Raw genomic sequence first — 15,338 nt, 5'->3', positions numbered from 1 at the left:
TGGTCTATATGTTAGGCGGGGTATGAGCATGTCCTCTCCCCCCGCGCGCCTGCGCTGCGATGACCTTGGCCTGGGGCCCGTGCGGCATGTGCGCGTTATTGGCGGGCTGTCGGAATGTCCCGGCTGCGGGCTGTACCAGCGCCTGCCAGACCTTGAGCCGGGCCAGCAGGCCCTGTGCGTGCGCTGCGGGCAGAAAATGGCGCGCAGGCGGCGTACGGCCCCGCTGGCCGCGCCGCTGGCGTTCTGCATCAGTTCGGCGGCGTTCTATTTCGCAGCACTCGCCTCATCGCTCATGACGCTGGATGTGTACGGCAGGCAGCGCACGGTGGACCTGCTGACCGGGCCGATGGAACTCATGCACGAAGGGTGGGGGGAAGCCGGGATACTTGTCGGCGCGGTGACGGTGCTGGCCCCGGCGGTGGCCATCGGGTTCATGTTCGCCATCCTGTATGCAGGCTCCCGCCCGCAACTGCCCGACTGGGGACCGCGCATCCTGGTCTGGTATGACAAGCTGCGGCCGTGGTCGATGGTTGAGGTCTATATCCTTGGCATCTTCGTCGCCTACACCAAGCTGACGGACATGGCGCATGTGGATGTGGGGCCGGCCGTGTACCTGATCGGCGCGCTGATGCTGACCATGGCGGCCACCGATTCCACGCTCGATACCGATATGATCTGGCGGCACCGGCGGATTGATTCCCTCACCCGCAGCGAAGGGGGTGAGACCGCCGCCGTCGCGTATGTGCATATTGATGAGATCGAGATGCCGCCGGTGGACCATCTGGTGGCGTGCAGCGCATGCGGGCTGGTAGGCGAGCTGTCGCATCCCGTCTCGAACCTGAGCTGTGTGGGCATATGCCCGCGCTGTGAACACAAAGTCTGGCGACGCCTGCCGCAGACACTCTCACGCACCACCGCCTTCCTGATCGCGGCGATCGTGTTCTACATCCCCGCCAATCTCTACCCGGTCATGACATTCCTGCGCATGGGGGGCGGTGGTGGGCACACCATTGTCGAAGGGGCCATCGAACTGTGGATGGATGGCATGATCCCGCTCTCGCTGCTGGTGTTCTTCGCCTCCATTACTGTGCCGATGCTCAAGATCCTCAGCCTTGCGTGGATGATCCTGCAGACATGGCGGGGCGCGCGCGGGCATCTGGTCATGCGCACGCGGCTATTCCGGGTGGTCGATATGGTGGGGCGGTGGTCCATGATCGACGTATTCATGATTTCCATTCTTGTCGCGGTCGTACGCTTCAACGCCATGGCCAGTGTCACGGCCAATGCCGGGATGGTGGCGTTCGCTGCCGTCGTGGTGCTGACGCTGCTGGCGGCATGGAGCTTTGACCCCCGCATCATGTGGGACGCGGCGGGCCGCAACGGCCCCGTTCCCGATGGCCTGCCGCCCGCCGTGCTGCGCGCACGGGCGGACCCGGCCGTCCCGTCTTCCCTTTCCCCGGCCAGCATGGAGCCAGACCAGGCGTGAATGACGATTCTCTTTCCAACGACCCGCAGGGTGTTCCGCCACTGGCCCGGACGCGACGGTACCGTTTCTCGGTTGTGTGGCTGGTGCCCATCGTCGCCATCCTGATCGCGGGTTACCTGGGCTGGCGCGGGCTGACGGGGCGCGGGCCGCTGATCGTTATCACCTTTGACACGGCGGACGGGCTGGTCAGTGGCCAGACCGCGGTGAAGAACAAGGCGGTGCCGTTGGGCACGGTCGATTCCATCCGGCTGAGCGACGACCTGCACCATGTGGAGGTGCGCGTGCGCATGACATCCACATCAGGGCACATGCTGACCGACCATGCCCGTTTCTGGGTGGTGCGCCCGCGCATCAACGGCGCCAGCGTGACCGGGCTGGAAACCGTCATGTCCGGCGCGTACATCGCCATGGATGCGGGTGAGCCGGGCGGGCGGTACACAACGCACTTCACCGGGCTGGAAGCCCCGCCCGGCGTGCGTTCGGACCAGCCGGGCCATACCTATACGCTGGTTACGGATTCCCTTGGCTCGCTGGGGCAGGGGGCGCCGATCTTCTTCCGTGACGTGGTGGTGGGGGAAGTGCTGGGCTACACCATGCCGCCCGAAGGGCGCGGCCCGATCCGGGTGCAGATTTTCGTGCAGGCCCCCTACGACCATTACCTGCGCACCGATACGCGGTTCTGGAACGTATCGGGCGTGCAGGTGGGGCTTGGCCCCGGCGGGCTGAAGGTGAAGCTCCAGTCGCTTCAGGCCCTGCTGTCCGGTGGCGTGGCGTTCGACCCGCCCGATGCCCGTAACGAGAAGAACATCCTGCCCCCCGATGCCGGGGCGGAGACGACCTTCCGCCTGTATGACAGCGCGGAGGAAGCCAACAGCGCGGGCTACCGCCAGCGCATCCCGCTTGTCACCTACCTGACCAGTTCGGTCTCCGGGCTGACGCGCGGCGGGCGGCTGACCATGTTCGGCATCCAGGTCGGCATGATTGATGACGTCAGGCTGCAGGTCGATCCGGCGACGGGCAAGGCCCATGTGCGCGTGGCCATGGAACTCCAGCCCGAACGGGTGCTGGACAACCGCGAGGTCCCGCCCGATGCCCTGACCGAACTGCTGCACAAGCAGGTGGCGTCGGGGCTGCGGGCCGCCGTGCAGAGCACGAGCATGCTGACCGGCGAATCCGAGATCGCGCTGCTTTTCGTCAAGAACGCGAAACCGGCCGAGGTGACGATGGAAGACAACGCCCTTGTGCTGCCGGGGCAGGGCGGGGGCATGTCCGGCATCATGGATTCGCTGTCTGTCATAAGCGACAAGATCGCCGCCATGCCGCTGACACAGGTGGGCGAAAACCTGAACAGCCTGCTGGCCCATGCCGATGCGCGGATCAACAGCCCCGACACGAAGCAGGCGCTGACCGCGCTGCGCAGTTCGCTCCAGAACCTGCAGGTCATCTCGCGCGATGCCCGCACCGAGATGCCCCAGTTGCTGACCGGGATGGACAAGACGCTGAAGAACGCGAATTCGGTCCTGTCCAGCTATGGCGGGGACACCGATTTCCAGCGCAACCTCCAGCAGATGATGCTGCAGCTTAACGATGCGGCGCGCTCACTGCGCTTCCTGTCGGACTTCCTGACCCATCACCCCTCGGCTCTGATTACGGGACGATAAGACCATGCACCGCCCCCTACGGTATCTTCGAGACTGCCTGACAGGCTCCGCTTCCCTTAACCCGGCACGCGCCATCTCCGCGCCTGTGGCCGTGGCGGCGGGCCTGCTCGCGCTGGGGGGGTGCGGGTCATCCGACCCGGCGCTGTATTCCCTTGCCCCCGTGCCCGCCACGCAGGCCGTCACGGTCGATACGCAGGTGCCTGCCGTGATCGAGGTACGGATGCCGGGCGTTCCCCCCTCGCTGGACCGGCAGAACATCGTGGGCGTGCAGGACGATTACAGCCTGTCCACCCTGTCCGCCGCCGCGTGGAGCGAACCGCTGGCCCCCATGCTCGGCCATGTCCTGTCCACCGACCTGCAGCAGCGCCTGCCGGGGCGGACCGTATTTGCCCAGAACGACGCCACAACCGTTCCGGCGCAGGCGTTTGTGGAGGTCGAGATCACCCGCTTCGCGCGGGACGGGGCGGGGCTTGTGCATCTGGCGGGCAGCCTGTCGGTCCACCGGGCCGGTGACCCTGAGCACGACCTGTCCACGCCACTGGACCTGACCGCCCCGGCCACGGGCTCGGGCACGCGCGCCATGGTGGCCGCACTCAGCCAGTTGACGGGGCAGGTGGCGGACATGGCGGCCCGGCAGCTTGGCATGCTGCCACCCGCGCCGGAACCCCATCACGGCTGAACGGCGCACGGGCAGGCGGGGCCTGCCCGTGGCGTGGGCCGGGGCAAAAAGCAGGCAATAAAAAAGGCACCCGAAGGTGCCTTTGTAGCCGCAGGGCGGAAGGTTCAGACCTTCTCGACCTGATTGTATTCCAGATCAACCGGCGTGGAGCGGCCGAAGATGGAGACGCTGACCTTCAGGCGGCCACGTTCCTCATCCACTTCCTCGATCGTGCCGTTGAAGGATGTGAACGGCCCGTCGGCCACGCGGATCTGCTCGCCGACCTCGAAGGTGACGGAGGGACGGACCCGTTCCACGCCTTCCTGCGCCTGCTTCATGATCCGTTCGGCTTCCACCTTGGGGATGGGGGAAGGACGGGTCTTGGTGCCCAGGAAGCCGGTGACCTTGGGCGTATCCTTGACCAGATGCCAGGCTTCGTCCGTCAGTTCCATGTTGACCAGCACGTAGCCGGGGAAGAACTTGCGCTCGGAATTGACCTTCTGGCCCCGTCGCACTTCCGTCACTTCTTCCGAAGGGACGAGGATTTCACCAAAATGGTCGGCCAGCCCCTTCTGGGCCGCCTGTTCCTTGATGTGCTGGGCTATCTTTTTCTCGAAGCCCGAATAGACGTGGATGACATACCACCGCTTGGCCATGGCTGAACTCAGCCTCCCAGTCCGAAGAGTTTCCGTACGCCAAGGCCGATCACCTCGTCGACGAGGAAGAAGAAAATCGAGGCAAAACCGGCCATGGCCAGCACCGCACCCGTTGTCATGAGGGTGGCGCGTCGCGTTGGCCAGGTAATCTTTCTGGCCTCTGCACGGACATCTTCAACAAATTTCGCGGGACCGACCGACACGAAATACCCTTCCTGCAACGCCGCGGCGCGCCAACCGGAAAATCCAGCCGGCGCGGGGCCTTAGAACCGGTGCGGACCATTGTGGCCCGACCCATCGGGTGCCAGGCCGGAAGGGGAATGCCCGACCGGAGAATGGCAGGGGTGGAGGGTCTCGAACCCGCAACCTCCGGTTTTGGAGACCGGCGCTCTAGCCAATTGAGCTACACCCCTGCAAAGCCGCCTGCGAATACCCGAAACCCATGGCGTGAACAGTGTCACGCCGTTTCGGGGCCTCCATGCGAACCCGGCACAGGAAGCGGAAAAAAGTATGACTCGCGTCCAAAGTCAAGGGGGCAGGACATAAAAATGCAAGTTTTACACGTTTGATCGCAGGCCACGGTTTATGGGCTTGCAACACGCCGGGCTGAAACGGTATAGGTCGGGCTACCTTATGGGCGGGCGTAGCATAGTGGTAATGCAGTAGCCTTCCAAGCTTCTGAGGAGGGTTCGATTCCCTTCGCCCGCTCCATATCGCCCTTCATCAAAAACTTTTCCAGGCGTAACTGGAATTTCGGATTCCCCGTATCGGTGCGGTGGTCCGGCACGGTCAGGGGCGATCTCGCATGGTAACAGCCACTCCTTCATCGGTTCATCCGCGTATCGTGCTGGGCACGTGCTGCCTCAGTCTGCTGTTGGTCATGATGGACGTGACGGTTGTCAATGTGGTCCTCCCCTCCATTCGGGCGCAGCTTCATGGCAGTTTCTCCACCCTGCAGTGGGTGGTGGATGCCTATACCCTCATGGTGGCCAGCCTCATGCTGCTGGTCGGTTCGCTGGCGGACCGTTTCGGGCGGCGGCGGATGTTCCTGCTGGGCATCTCCCTTTTCTGCGCGGGGTCTGCGCTGTGCGGGCTGGCGTGGAGCGTGAACATGCTGGTCCTTGCCCGTGCGGTGCAGGGAATCGGCGGCTCCATGCTCAACCCGGTCGCCCTGTCCATCCTGACCAATGTGTATGTCGAACCCCGTGCCCGCGCCCAGGCGATCGGCCTGTGGGGTGCGACCTCCGGCGTGGCGCTGGCGCTGGGGCCGGTTGTCGGCGGTATTCTGGTGCACTGGGTGGGCTGGCAGGCCGTGTTCTGGGTCAATGTGCCCATCGGGATGATCGCCATCGCGCTGACGCTGCGCTTCGTGCCCGAATCCAGTGGCGGGCAGGGGCGCAGCATTGATGCGCCGGGGCAGCTACTGGCCATCGTGGCGCTGGCCATGATTACATCCGGCCTGATCGAGGCGCATAATTACGGCTGGTCCTCCCCCACCATTTCCGGGTTCCTCGGCTTCGGGCTGCTGTCCATCGCGGGGTTCATCATTGTCGAGCAGCGCGCGGCCTCCCCCCTGATCGACCTGCGGTTTTTCCGTGCCTGGCCATTTTCCGGCGCGATCGTGACCGCCGTTCTGGCCTTTGCCATTTTCAGCGCCTTCCTGTTCCTCAACACGCTTTATCTGCAGGATGTGCGTGGCCTGCCTGCCCTGCAGGCCGGGCTGTGCACGCTGCCCTTCGCCTTTGGCAGCATGCTGTGCGCCCCCATCTCGGGGCGGCTGACCGGGTGGTATGGCGCGCGGCTGCCGCTTTTGCTCTCGGCGGTCGGATTCGGGTTGAGCGCCGTAATGCTGACCGGGCTGGACGCCACCACGCCGCTTTCCCTGCTGCTGGTGTCCTATGGGCTGTGCGGCTGCGGGTTTGGCCTGTGCAACGCGCCCATCACCAATTCGGCCATTGCGGGCATGCCGCGCGCGCAGGCTGGCGTGGCCGCGGCCATTGCCTCGGCCAGCCGGCAGGTGGGGGCGCTGCTGGGCATCGCGCTGGGCGGCGCGCTGACCGCCACCTGCATCCATACGGGTGTGGTGCAGTGGGCAGGTTTTTCACAGGCGACCCATGCGGTGTGGTGGAGCATGGTCGTGGCGGCGATCGCGATTGCGATTCTCGGGTTTGTTTCAACCGGTGCCCGGGCGCGGCAGAGCGCAAGGGCGGTCGCGGCGCTGCTTGATCCGAATTGATGCATAAACGATATGCGAATAATGCATATCAATAATCTGTATCATTCCGGTCCGGCTATAATTCCGACACGCAGCAAAAACCGGGCTTTAACCCTTTTCCGAATTGGCATTGCCCATGTATGATGCCGCTGGCCCCCAAGGGGGCGGATTGTATGTGGATCAAAACCGGCGGTGCGGCCCCGCCGGTCGGGGCTGGCCGGGCACGTGGTCTGTTGCGTGCGCTCCCGCCGCGTGCTAGAGCCGCGCCAGCAGCGCACGGAACCAGGGTTTCCGGGCAGGCGGCTTGTTGTTTTGAATCAAGATTCTGGATTGGAAAAGCGGACAGTGGATTCGGGTGGAACGACCTCAATACCGATCGCCTCCATTGCCAATGGCCTTCCCGGTCGTTATGCGACGGCGCTTTATGAGCTTGCGGCGGAACGCCGGGAGCTTGACCCCGTTCTGGAGCAGGCTGCCCGCCTTGTCGAGATGATCGACGGCAGTGCTGACCTGCAGACCGTGCTGACGGACCGGACGCTGGACATCCGCGCCAGCGGCCGCGCGGTGGATGCCGTGCTGGCCGCCGAAGGCTTCAGTCCCCTTATGCGTGATTTTGTTGGCGTGGTGGCGAACAACCGCCGCCTCCCGCGCCTGCGTGACATTCTTGCCGCGCTGGCGGCTATCGCTGCCGGAAGGCGCGGGGAAGTGGTGGCCGATGTCGTGTCCGCCCATCCCCTGACCGACCTGCAGCGTGTCCAGCTTCGCAGCCGCCTTGCCGAGGCCGGCTATTCCAAAGTCAATATCCAGGAGCGTGTTGACGCGGGCCTGCTGGGCGGTCTGGTCGTGCGCGTTGGCGCCCGCCTGTACGATACCAGTCTCAGATCCCGCCTTACCCGCCTGCACCATGCCATGAAGGGAGCCGCGTGATGGAAATCCGCCCCTCCGAGATTTCGGATATCCTCAAGCAGCAGATCGCTACGTTCGACAAGGCCACTGATGTTGCCGAGACAGGGATCGTCCTGTCCGTGGGTGACGGCATTGCCCGCGTGTACGGCCTGCAGAACGTCGAAGCCGGTGAAATGCTGGACTTCCCCGCCAGTGGCCAGAAGGGCATGGCGCTGAACCTTGAGAATGACAACGTCGGTGTTGTCATTTTCGGTGATGACACCAGCATGCGTGAAGGCGACACCGTCGCCCGCACCGGCAAGGTGGTGGAAGTGCCGACCGGCAAGGCCCTGCTGGGCCGCGTGGTTGACGGTCTGGGCAATCCGATCGACGGCAAGGGCCCGCTGGTGGGTGAAGTCATTCCCAAGCGCGCTGAAATCAAGGCCCCCGGCATCATGCCGCGCCAGTCCGTCAGCGAGCCGATGCAGACCGGCATCAAGGCGATCGACGCGCTGGTGCCCATCGGGCGTGGCCAGCGTGAGCTGATCATCGGTGACCGTCAGACCGGCAAGACCGCGATCCTGATCGACACCATCGTCAACCAGAAGGGCGTCAACGCGCTGGGTGACGAAAGCAAGTCGCTTTACTGCATCTATGTTGCGATCGGGCAGAAGCGCTCGACCGTGGCGCAGCTGGTGCGCACGCTGGAGGAAACCGGCGCGATGGAATACTCCATCGTCGTGGCCGCCACCGCGTCCGACCCGGCCCCCATGCAGTACCTCGCGCCGTACGCCGCCTGCTCTATGGGCGAGTATTTCCGCGATAACGGCATGCATGCGCTGATCGTGTATGATGATCTGTCCAAGCAGGCCGTCGCCTACCGCCAGATGTCGCTGCTGCTGCGTCGTCCGCCGGGACGTGAAGCCTATCCGGGTGACGTGTTCTACCTGCATTCCCGCCTGCTGGAACGCGCGGCGAAGATGTCCGACAAGTTCGGCGCCGGTTCGCTGACCGCCCTGCCGGTTATCGAGACGCAGGCTGGTGACGTGTCGGCCTACATCCCGACCAACGTGATCTCCATCACCGACGGTCAGGTCTTCCTTGAAACCGACCTGTTCTACCGTGGCATCCGCCCGGCGGTGAACGTGGGTGGTTCCGTGTCGCGCGTTGGCTCCGCCGCGCAGATCAAGGCGATGAAGCAGGTTGCCGGCAAGATCAAGCTGGAACTGGCGCAGTATCGTGAAATGGCCGCCTTCTCGCAGTTCGCGTCCGACCTGGACCCGGCCACGCAGAAGCAGCTTGCCCGTGGCGCGCGTCTGGTCGAGCTGCTGAAGCAGCCCGAGACCTCGCCCCTCTCCGTTGAGGAGCAGGTGGTGGTCCTGTTCGCCGGCACCCGTGGCTACATCGACGCCGTGTCGGTCGATCAGGTGACGGAATACGAAAAGCGCCTGCTGGCTGATGTCCGCACGTCGGGCAAGGACATCCTTGAATCGATCCGGACCCAGCGCCAGCTGACGAAGGATATCGAAAGCCGTCTGAATGATTTCCTGACGACATTCGGCCGTCAGTTCGTCAACTGAGGAAGATCGGGCAACCATGGCTTCCCTGAAGGAACTACGCGCGCGGATTGGCAGCGTCAAATCGACGCGCAAGATCACCAGCGCAATGAAAATGGTCGCCGCCGCCAAGCTGCGCCGGGCGGAAGCCCGCGCGGCCGCTGCGCGCCCATACGCCGATGCGATGCGTCGCATGCTGGCTGAGGTCGCGCGCAGCGTGGCGAACGAGGGCGGCCAGCCCGCACTGCTGACCGGAACGGGTCAGGACAAGGTGCATCTGCTGATCCCCATGTCCAGTGACCGTGGCCTGGCGGGTGCGTTCAACTCCAACATCAACCGTACGACCCGTAACCTGGTGCTCAAGCTCCAGGCGGAAGGCAAGACGGTCAAGCTGTTGCCGGTCGGGCGCAAGACGCATGATTTCCTGTCGCGGGAGTTTGCGGACCTCATCATCGGTCATCGCCATCTGGCGGCCAGCAAGGAAATTCCGTTTTCCGCCGCGGCTGAACTGGGTGAGCAGATTTCGTCCCTGCTGGACAAGGGCGAGTTCGATGTCTGCACGCTGGTGTACAACCAGTTCCGCAACGTCATGACCCAGACGCCCACGGAAATGCAGCTTATTCCGCTGGCGCTGCCGGATAATGACAATACGGCGTCGACCGATCTTGCCACCTATGAATTCGAGCCGGACGAGGGCACGCTCCTGTCCAGCCTCCTGCCGCGCAACCTGCAGGTGCAGCTCTATGCCACCATGCTGGAAACGGCGGCGGGCGAGAATGGCGCGCGGATGACGGCCATGGACAACGCGACCCGCAATGCCGGCAAGGCCATTGATCGCCTGACGCTGACTTACAACCGGACGCGTCAGACCAATATTACCAATGAACTGATTGAAATCATCTCGGGCGCCCAGGCTGTCTGAGGACCAATCTTCACGCTCACAGGAGCTGTCCCATGTCGGAAACCACAACTCAAGAGGCTCCTGTCTCCACGCAGGCGCAGAAAAGCAATGTCGTTGGTCGCGTAACGCAGATCCGCGGCGCCGTTGTTGACGTGCAGTTCGAGGGTGTGCTGCCGCATATCCTTGAATCCCTGCATGTCGAGCTCAACGGCCAGACCCTGGTGCTGGAAGTGGCGCAGGAAATCGGCGAACATGAAGTCCGCTGCATTGCCATGGATACGACCGATGGCCTGAGCCGTGGCGCGGAAGTGACCGCCACGGGCAACCAGATCACCGTGCCGGTCGGCCCGGGCACGCTGGGCCGTATCCTGAACGTGATCGGTGAGCCGATTGATGACCGTGGCCCGGTGCAGGCCGCTGGCCGCGCGCCCATCCACCGCGCTGCCCCCGCTTTTGACGAGCAGGCCGCCGCAACCGAAATCCTGCCCACCGGCATCAAGGTGGTCGATCTGCTCTGCCCGTACCTCAAGGGTGGTAAGGTCGGCCTGTTCGGTGGTGCCGGCGTGGGCAAGACCGTCATCATTCAGGAACTGATCAACAACATCGCCAAGGCCCATGGCGGCGTGTCCGTCTTCGCCGGTGTTGGTGAACGTACCCGTGAAGGTAACGACCTGTATTACGAAATGCAGGACGCGGGCGTCATCAAGATCAACGGTGACTCGACCGAAGGCTCGAAGGTGGCGCTGGTCTATGGCCAGATGAACGAGCCGCCGGGCGCGCGTGCCCGTGTCGCCCTGTCCGGTGTGACGGTTGCGGAATACTTCCGTGATGTCGAAGGTCAGGACGTGCTGTTCTTCGTGGACAACATCTTCCGCTTCACGCAGGCTGGCGCCGAAGTCTCCGCCCTGCTGGGCCGCATCCCGTCCGCCGTGGGCTATCAGCCGACACTGGCGACCGAAATGGGTGCCCTGCAGGAACGCATCACCTCGACCAAGAAGGGCTCGATCACGTCCGTCCAGGCCGTGTACGTCCCGGCCGATGACCTGACCGACCCGGCGCCTGCTGCGACCTTCGCCCATCTGGACGCCACCACGGTGCTGAACCGCTCCATCGCGGAAATGGGCATCTACCCGGCTGTTGACCCGCTGGATTCCACGTCGCGTTCGCTCGATCCGAAGATCGTGGGTGAAGAGCACTACCAGGTGGCGCGTGACGTGCAGCGCATCCTGCAGACCTACAAGTCCCTGCAGGACATCATCGCCATTCTCGGCATGGACGAACTGTCGGAAGACGACAAGCTGGTCGTGGCCCGCGCGCGTCGTATCCAGCGCTTCCTGTCCCAGCCGTTCCACGTGGCCGAAGTGTTCACCGGCGCACCGGGCAAGCTGGTCTCGCTGGAAGATACGGTCCGTTCGTTCAAGGCGATTGTGGCTGGCGAATACGATCACCTGCCCGAAGGTGCCTTCTACATGGTTGGTGCGATCGAGGAAGCGGTGGCCAAGGCCGAGAAAATGAAGGAAGCGGCCTGATCCGACCCCTGACGCAAGGAAGATAGACCATGTCCATTAAGGTCAAGATTGTCAGTCCGGAGAAGGTGCTGTTCGCGCATGACGCCGATATGCTGGTCATGCCGGGATCGGAAGGTGACATCGCGGCCATGCCGGACCATGCACCGCTCATGCTGACACTGCGCGGTGGCGTGGCCGATGTCTATGAAGGCGGTGTGGTGACGCATCGCTTCTTCGTGGCGGGTGGGTTTGCCGATATCGCGCCGACCCACTGCACCATCCTTGCCGACCGGGCGACACCGGTGGCCGAGCTGTCGGTTGATGCGGCGGAAGAACGTCTGGCGGGGCTGGAAAAATCCTATGAGGATGCGGACAAGATGAACGTGCCCGCGCTTGATATCCTCATGAACAAGATCCAGTCGGCCCGTGCCGAGATTGATGCGGCGCAGTCGGCCATTCCGGCCATGTCGCTCTGACGCTTTCTGTTCCACCCCGCCAATGGGGTGGGCTGGCTGGCTTATAAAAAAAGCGCCCTGTAACGGGGCGCTTTTTTTGTGTTCAGGAGATGTTTCCGGGGGCCGCCTGTTTGAAAACAGGCGGCGTTTTGGGCAGCTTTTTGAGTAGAGCCTCCCCGGCAACTTCCTGCTGACTTATGGAATGTTCTTCAGGCGGTTTCCTGCCTGCCATTCAGCCACGGCCGCGATAGCCTGGCACGTCCTGCGCGGGTATCCATACGCCTTCCGGCGGTGCGCCGGTCTGCCAGAAAACATCAATCGGCATGCCGCCACGGGGGTACCAGTAGGCCCCGATCCGCAGCCAGACCGGCTTCAGCAGGTCCACCAGCGTGGTGGCGATCTGCACGGAGCATTTTTCGTGAAAGGCGCCATGGTTGCGGAAGCTGGTCAGGAACAGCTTGAGGGACTTGCTCTCCACAATCCATTCATCGGGAATGTAGTCGATGACGATATGGGCAAAATCCGGCTGGCCGGTCACGGGGCAGAGCGATGTGAACTCGGGCGCGGTAAAGCGCACGACATAATTGCGCCCGCGCTCGGGGGCGGGAACACGTTCCAGCCGGGCTTCCTCCGGGCTGGCGGGCTGGGCGGTGTGCTGGCCAAGCTGGGTCAGGAACTGGCTGCCGTCATCGGATGTGGGGCGGGTGTTCATGCGGGGTCCGTCAGGAATGGAAATGGGATATGTGGTGATGCCGTAAGCGCCGCGCCAGCGTCAATGGAAATGCAGGCAACCGGCATGCGGTTTTCACTGCTTTCGCAACCGGGGGCAGGCATGATAACTGCATGGCATGGCACGTGTATCCCGACCTGAATTCCCTGCGCCCGTACTGGTGACCACCACGGCGGAGCTTGAGGCTGTAACCGCGCGACTGCGCAGTGAGCCGTTTGTGACAATCGACACCGAGTTCGTGCGTGAGCGCACGTACTGGCCCGAGCTGTGCCTGGTGCAGCTTGCCGGTGAGAACGAGGTCGTGGTGATTGACACGATCGCGCCGGGTATCGACCTGTCATCCCTTGGCGCGCTGCTGGATGACGCCACCGTGGTCAAGGTCTTCCATGCCGCACGGCAGGACCTGGAAATTTTCCTGCACCTGTTCGACCGCCTGCCCGCGGCCCTGTTCGATACGCAGGTTGCGGCCATGGTGGCGGGGTATGGCGATCAGGTCGGGTATGACAACCTCGTCTCATCCCTGCTTGGCGTGCAGATCGACAAGTCACATCGTTTTTCCGACTGGTCGGCCCGCCCGCTTTCCCCTGCCCAGATCGGGTATGCGGCGGCTGATGTCACCTATCTGCGCCTTGTCTATCAGAAGCTGTTGCAGCAGCTTGAGGCGGAAGGCCGTCTGGACTGGGTGGCGGCCGAGCTGGACATCCTGAACACGCCCGCCACCTTCCGCCCCGATCCGCTGACCCTGTGGGAGAAGATGCGCCCCCGCACGAACAACCGGCGCATGCTGGGCATCCTGCGGGCCATAACGGCATGGCGGGAAGGGGAGGCGCAGCGGGTGAACGTGCCGCGCCAGCGTCTGCTCAAGGATGAGAGCCTGATGGAAATCGCGGCGACCACACCCACCACGACCGAGACCCTGGCCCGGGTGCGTGGCGTCTCACGCGGTTTTGCCGAAGGGCGCAGCGGCCAGTCCCTGCTGGAAACCGTGGCCGCGGCCATGGCCGAGCCGGAAGCGGACCTGCCCCGCCTGCCCAAAGGTCGGAGCAAGGAGGCGCAGCGCCCATCCCCTGCGCTGATTGCACTGCTCAAGGTCCTGCTCGCGGCCTGTTGCGAGACCCATCGCGTGGCCCCCAAGCTGGTCGCCTCATCCGAGGATCTTGACCGTTTCGCGCTGGATGACACGGCGGACATCCCCGCTTTTCACGGCTGGCGCAATACGGTGTTTGGCAAGCTGGCGCGGGAACTCAAGGCGGGCAGGCTGATAATGGGCGTTGATGGGGGCAAGATAAAACTGATCCACGACTGAGCCGTTTACTGTTCCGGTATGGTTTTACCGGGGTTGCGAACAGGTTATGCGCAGAACTGTCCACAAGATTCTGTGCCCCGGCGGTTGAGCCGGACACGGGATACGCCTAGTTTCGCTCCATTCCGCGTAAGGAGTGCAGAACGATGGCGATGGAATGGACCGAGGAGACGATCGCGCGCCTGCGTGATCTGTGGCAGCAGGGCCTGTCGACCGCAGAAATCGGGCGTCAGTTATCCGTTACCAAGAACGCGGTGGTGGGTAAGGCACATCGTCTGGGTCTCAAGCCCCGTCCGTCGCCCATCCGTCGCGCCAAGGCTGCGGCCCCGGCCGAACCGGCAGCGCAGGCCGCACCAGCCACCACCAGCCCGGAAACAGCGGCTCCCGCCGTAGCCGAGCCGCCGGTAGCGCAGGCCGTGCCTGCAGCCGCCCCCATAGCCACGCCGGAACCGGAAGCGCCCCCCGCGCCCGCAACCGCCGTGACCGAGGCAAAGCCGGAACCCGCAGCACCGCCCGCAGCCGAGTCGGAGCCTGCACCCGCCCCGCGCGCCACCCGTGCGCAGCCGCGTGCCACGCGCGCGGCGCTGCGTCCCGTCAGTGAGCCGCGCCGCCGCAGCAGCCAGTCCTGCTGCTGGCCGCTGGGTGACCCGGGCACGCCGGGCTTTCATTTCTGTGGTGCCACACCGCTGCCGGGCAAGCCGTACTGCGCCGAACATGCCCAGCTTGCCTATGTCAAGCTGCGTGACCGGCGCGACAACGTGGCCTGAAGGCTGCCTTTTCGCGTTCGCGGAACATTCATTATGTAAAAAAACGCCAGGGCCTCGCGGCCACTGGCGTTTTTTGTATCCGCCCGCAGGATGGGCGGATCACATGGCCTGATCCGGCGCTTATTCAGCGGCGGACTGTGCGGCCGGGGCGTCCGACGCGGCCGGGGTGGTGATCATTTCAAGCTGGCCGGTGATCTGGCCGCCATCTTCCACCTTCAGTCGGCGGCACTTGGCCTTGCCCAGCAGGCGGCCCGTCGCGCGGATGGTCAGGCTGCCGCGCACCGTCAGCGTGCCGTCGATGGTGCCGGCCAGTTCCGCATCCTCAACCTCGACTTCACCTTTGAACACGCCGCCCTGCGCGATCTGGAGCTCGGAGGCGTTGATGAGGGAGGATTCGACCGTGCCCTCAACAACCAGCCGCTCGGCGTCCTGGATGGTGCCCTGCACGCTTATGCCACGGCCCACCACCAGTGTGCGGCGGTCGGATTCCTTCTTCGCGGCCTGTGCGCCGGGCACGCCGGGGCGCGCGCCAGCGGGGGTGGAGGCAGGATTGGGCG

15 protein-coding genes and 2 tRNA genes are annotated in these 15,338 nt (G+C 64.2%); 12 read left to right on the top strand and 5 right to left on the bottom strand.

Going from position 1 to position 15,338, the window contains the following annotated elements:
• The first annotated feature begins 22 nt into the window (after positions 1–22).
• Genes DY926_RS07815 through DY926_RS07805 form a run of 3 tightly spaced genes read left to right on the top strand, consistent with a single transcriptional unit; the run spans position 23 to position 3,826 of the window.
• A complete protein-coding gene (locus DY926_RS07815; RefSeq protein WP_116702850.1) occupies positions 23–1,486 on the top strand; it encodes a paraquat-inducible protein A in 1,464 nt (487 codons plus the stop codon).
• The gene (locus DY926_RS07810; RefSeq protein ID WP_116702849.1) at positions 1,483–3,147 is read left to right on the top strand and encodes a PqiB family protein; all 1,665 of its coding nucleotides are present in this window, start codon (positions 1,483–1,485) and stop codon (positions 3,145–3,147) included. Before DY926_RS07815 ends, DY926_RS07810 begins: the two co-directional genes overlap by 4 nt.
• Before the next feature lie 4 nt (positions 3,148–3,151).
• A complete protein-coding gene (locus tag DY926_RS07805) occupies positions 3,152–3,826 on the top strand; it encodes a PqiC family protein (RefSeq protein WP_116702848.1) in 675 nt (224 codons plus the stop codon).
• A gap of 104 nt (positions 3,827–3,930) precedes the next feature.
• Here DY926_RS07805 and nusG read toward each other — a convergent pair whose 3' ends face one another.
• The 3 genes from nusG to DY926_RS07790 all read right to left on the bottom strand — a co-directional run bounded on the left by nusG (position 3,931) and on the right by DY926_RS07790 (position 4,874).
• On the bottom strand, positions 3,931–4,461 hold the full coding sequence (gene nusG / locus DY926_RS07800) for a transcription termination/antitermination protein NusG (RefSeq protein WP_025813081.1): 531 nt from the start codon (positions 4,459–4,461) through the stop codon (positions 3,931–3,933).
• Between the two features lie 8 nt (positions 4,462–4,469).
• Positions 4,470–4,664 carry a preprotein translocase subunit SecE gene (secE, locus tag DY926_RS07795; RefSeq protein WP_025813082.1) on the bottom strand — a complete coding sequence of 65 codons (195 nt, stop codon included), beginning with the start codon at positions 4,662–4,664 and terminating at the stop codon, positions 4,470–4,472.
• A gap of 133 nt (positions 4,665–4,797) precedes the next feature.
• Positions 4,798–4,874 (bottom strand) — tRNA-Trp (locus DY926_RS07790).
• A 224-nt stretch (positions 4,875–5,098) separates the two neighbouring features.
• On the opposite strand from DY926_RS07790, the gene DY926_RS07785 reads away from it, so the two are divergent.
• The 7 genes from DY926_RS07785 to atpC all read left to right on the top strand — a co-directional run bounded on the left by DY926_RS07785 (position 5,099) and on the right by atpC (position 12,002).
• Positions 5,099–5,172, top strand: a tRNA-Gly gene (locus tag DY926_RS07785).
• Between the two features lie 94 nt (positions 5,173–5,266).
• A complete protein-coding gene (locus tag DY926_RS07780) occupies positions 5,267–6,697 on the top strand; it encodes an MFS transporter (RefSeq protein WP_116702847.1) in 1,431 nt (476 codons plus the stop codon).
• A gap of 309 nt (positions 6,698–7,006) precedes the next feature.
• Complete coding sequence (gene atpH, locus DY926_RS07775; RefSeq protein WP_116702846.1) at positions 7,007–7,603, top strand: ATP synthase F1 subunit delta; 597 nt, start codon at positions 7,007–7,009, stop codon at positions 7,601–7,603.
• Positions 7,603–9,141 (top strand): F0F1 ATP synthase subunit alpha, encoded by a 1,539-nt coding sequence (atpA, locus tag DY926_RS07770; RefSeq protein ID WP_116702845.1) that lies wholly within the window; start codon positions 7,603–7,605, stop codon positions 9,139–9,141. The genes atpH and atpA overlap by 1 nt, the downstream gene beginning before the upstream one ends.
• A gap of 16 nt (positions 9,142–9,157) precedes the next feature.
• Entirely contained in the window at positions 9,158–10,039 is an 882-nt protein-coding gene (locus DY926_RS07765) for a F0F1 ATP synthase subunit gamma (RefSeq protein ID WP_116702844.1), read from the top strand.
• A gap of 32 nt (positions 10,040–10,071) precedes the next feature.
• Entirely contained in the window at positions 10,072–11,547 is a 1,476-nt protein-coding gene (atpD, locus tag DY926_RS07760; protein WP_116702843.1) for a F0F1 ATP synthase subunit beta, read from the top strand.
• 29 nt (positions 11,548–11,576) lie between these two features.
• Complete coding sequence (gene atpC / locus DY926_RS07755) at positions 11,577–12,002, top strand: ATP synthase F1 subunit epsilon (RefSeq protein WP_116702842.1); 426 nt, start codon at positions 11,577–11,579, stop codon at positions 12,000–12,002.
• Between the two features lie 211 nt (positions 12,003–12,213).
• On the opposite strand, the gene queF is transcribed toward atpC, so the two are convergent.
• On the bottom strand, positions 12,214–12,693 hold the full coding sequence (queF, locus tag DY926_RS07750) for a preQ(1) synthase (protein WP_116702841.1): 480 nt from the start codon (positions 12,691–12,693) through the stop codon (positions 12,214–12,216).
• 136 nt (positions 12,694–12,829) lie between these two features.
• Between queF and rnd the strand changes: the two genes are divergently transcribed.
• Positions 12,830–14,017, top strand: coding sequence for a ribonuclease D (gene rnd, locus DY926_RS07745; protein WP_116702840.1), 1,188 nt, complete (start codon positions 12,830–12,832; stop codon positions 14,015–14,017).
• Positions 14,018–14,160: 143 nt separating this feature from the next.
• Entirely contained in the window at positions 14,161–14,781 is a 621-nt protein-coding gene (locus tag DY926_RS07740) for a GcrA family cell cycle regulator (protein ID WP_116702839.1), read from the top strand.
• Between the two features lie 120 nt (positions 14,782–14,901).
• Here DY926_RS07740 and DY926_RS07735 read toward each other — a convergent pair.
• Positions 14,902–15,338: bactofilin family protein (locus tag DY926_RS07735; protein WP_408886040.1), on the bottom strand; the 437-nt coding region annotated here is incomplete at its 5' end.

Origin of the sequence: Komagataeibacter melaceti (genome assembly GCF_003403295.1) — a bacterium.
GTDB lineage: Bacteria > Pseudomonadota > Alphaproteobacteria > Acetobacterales > Acetobacteraceae > Komagataeibacter > Komagataeibacter melaceti.
This window is presented reverse-complemented; position numbering and strand designations above follow the sequence as displayed.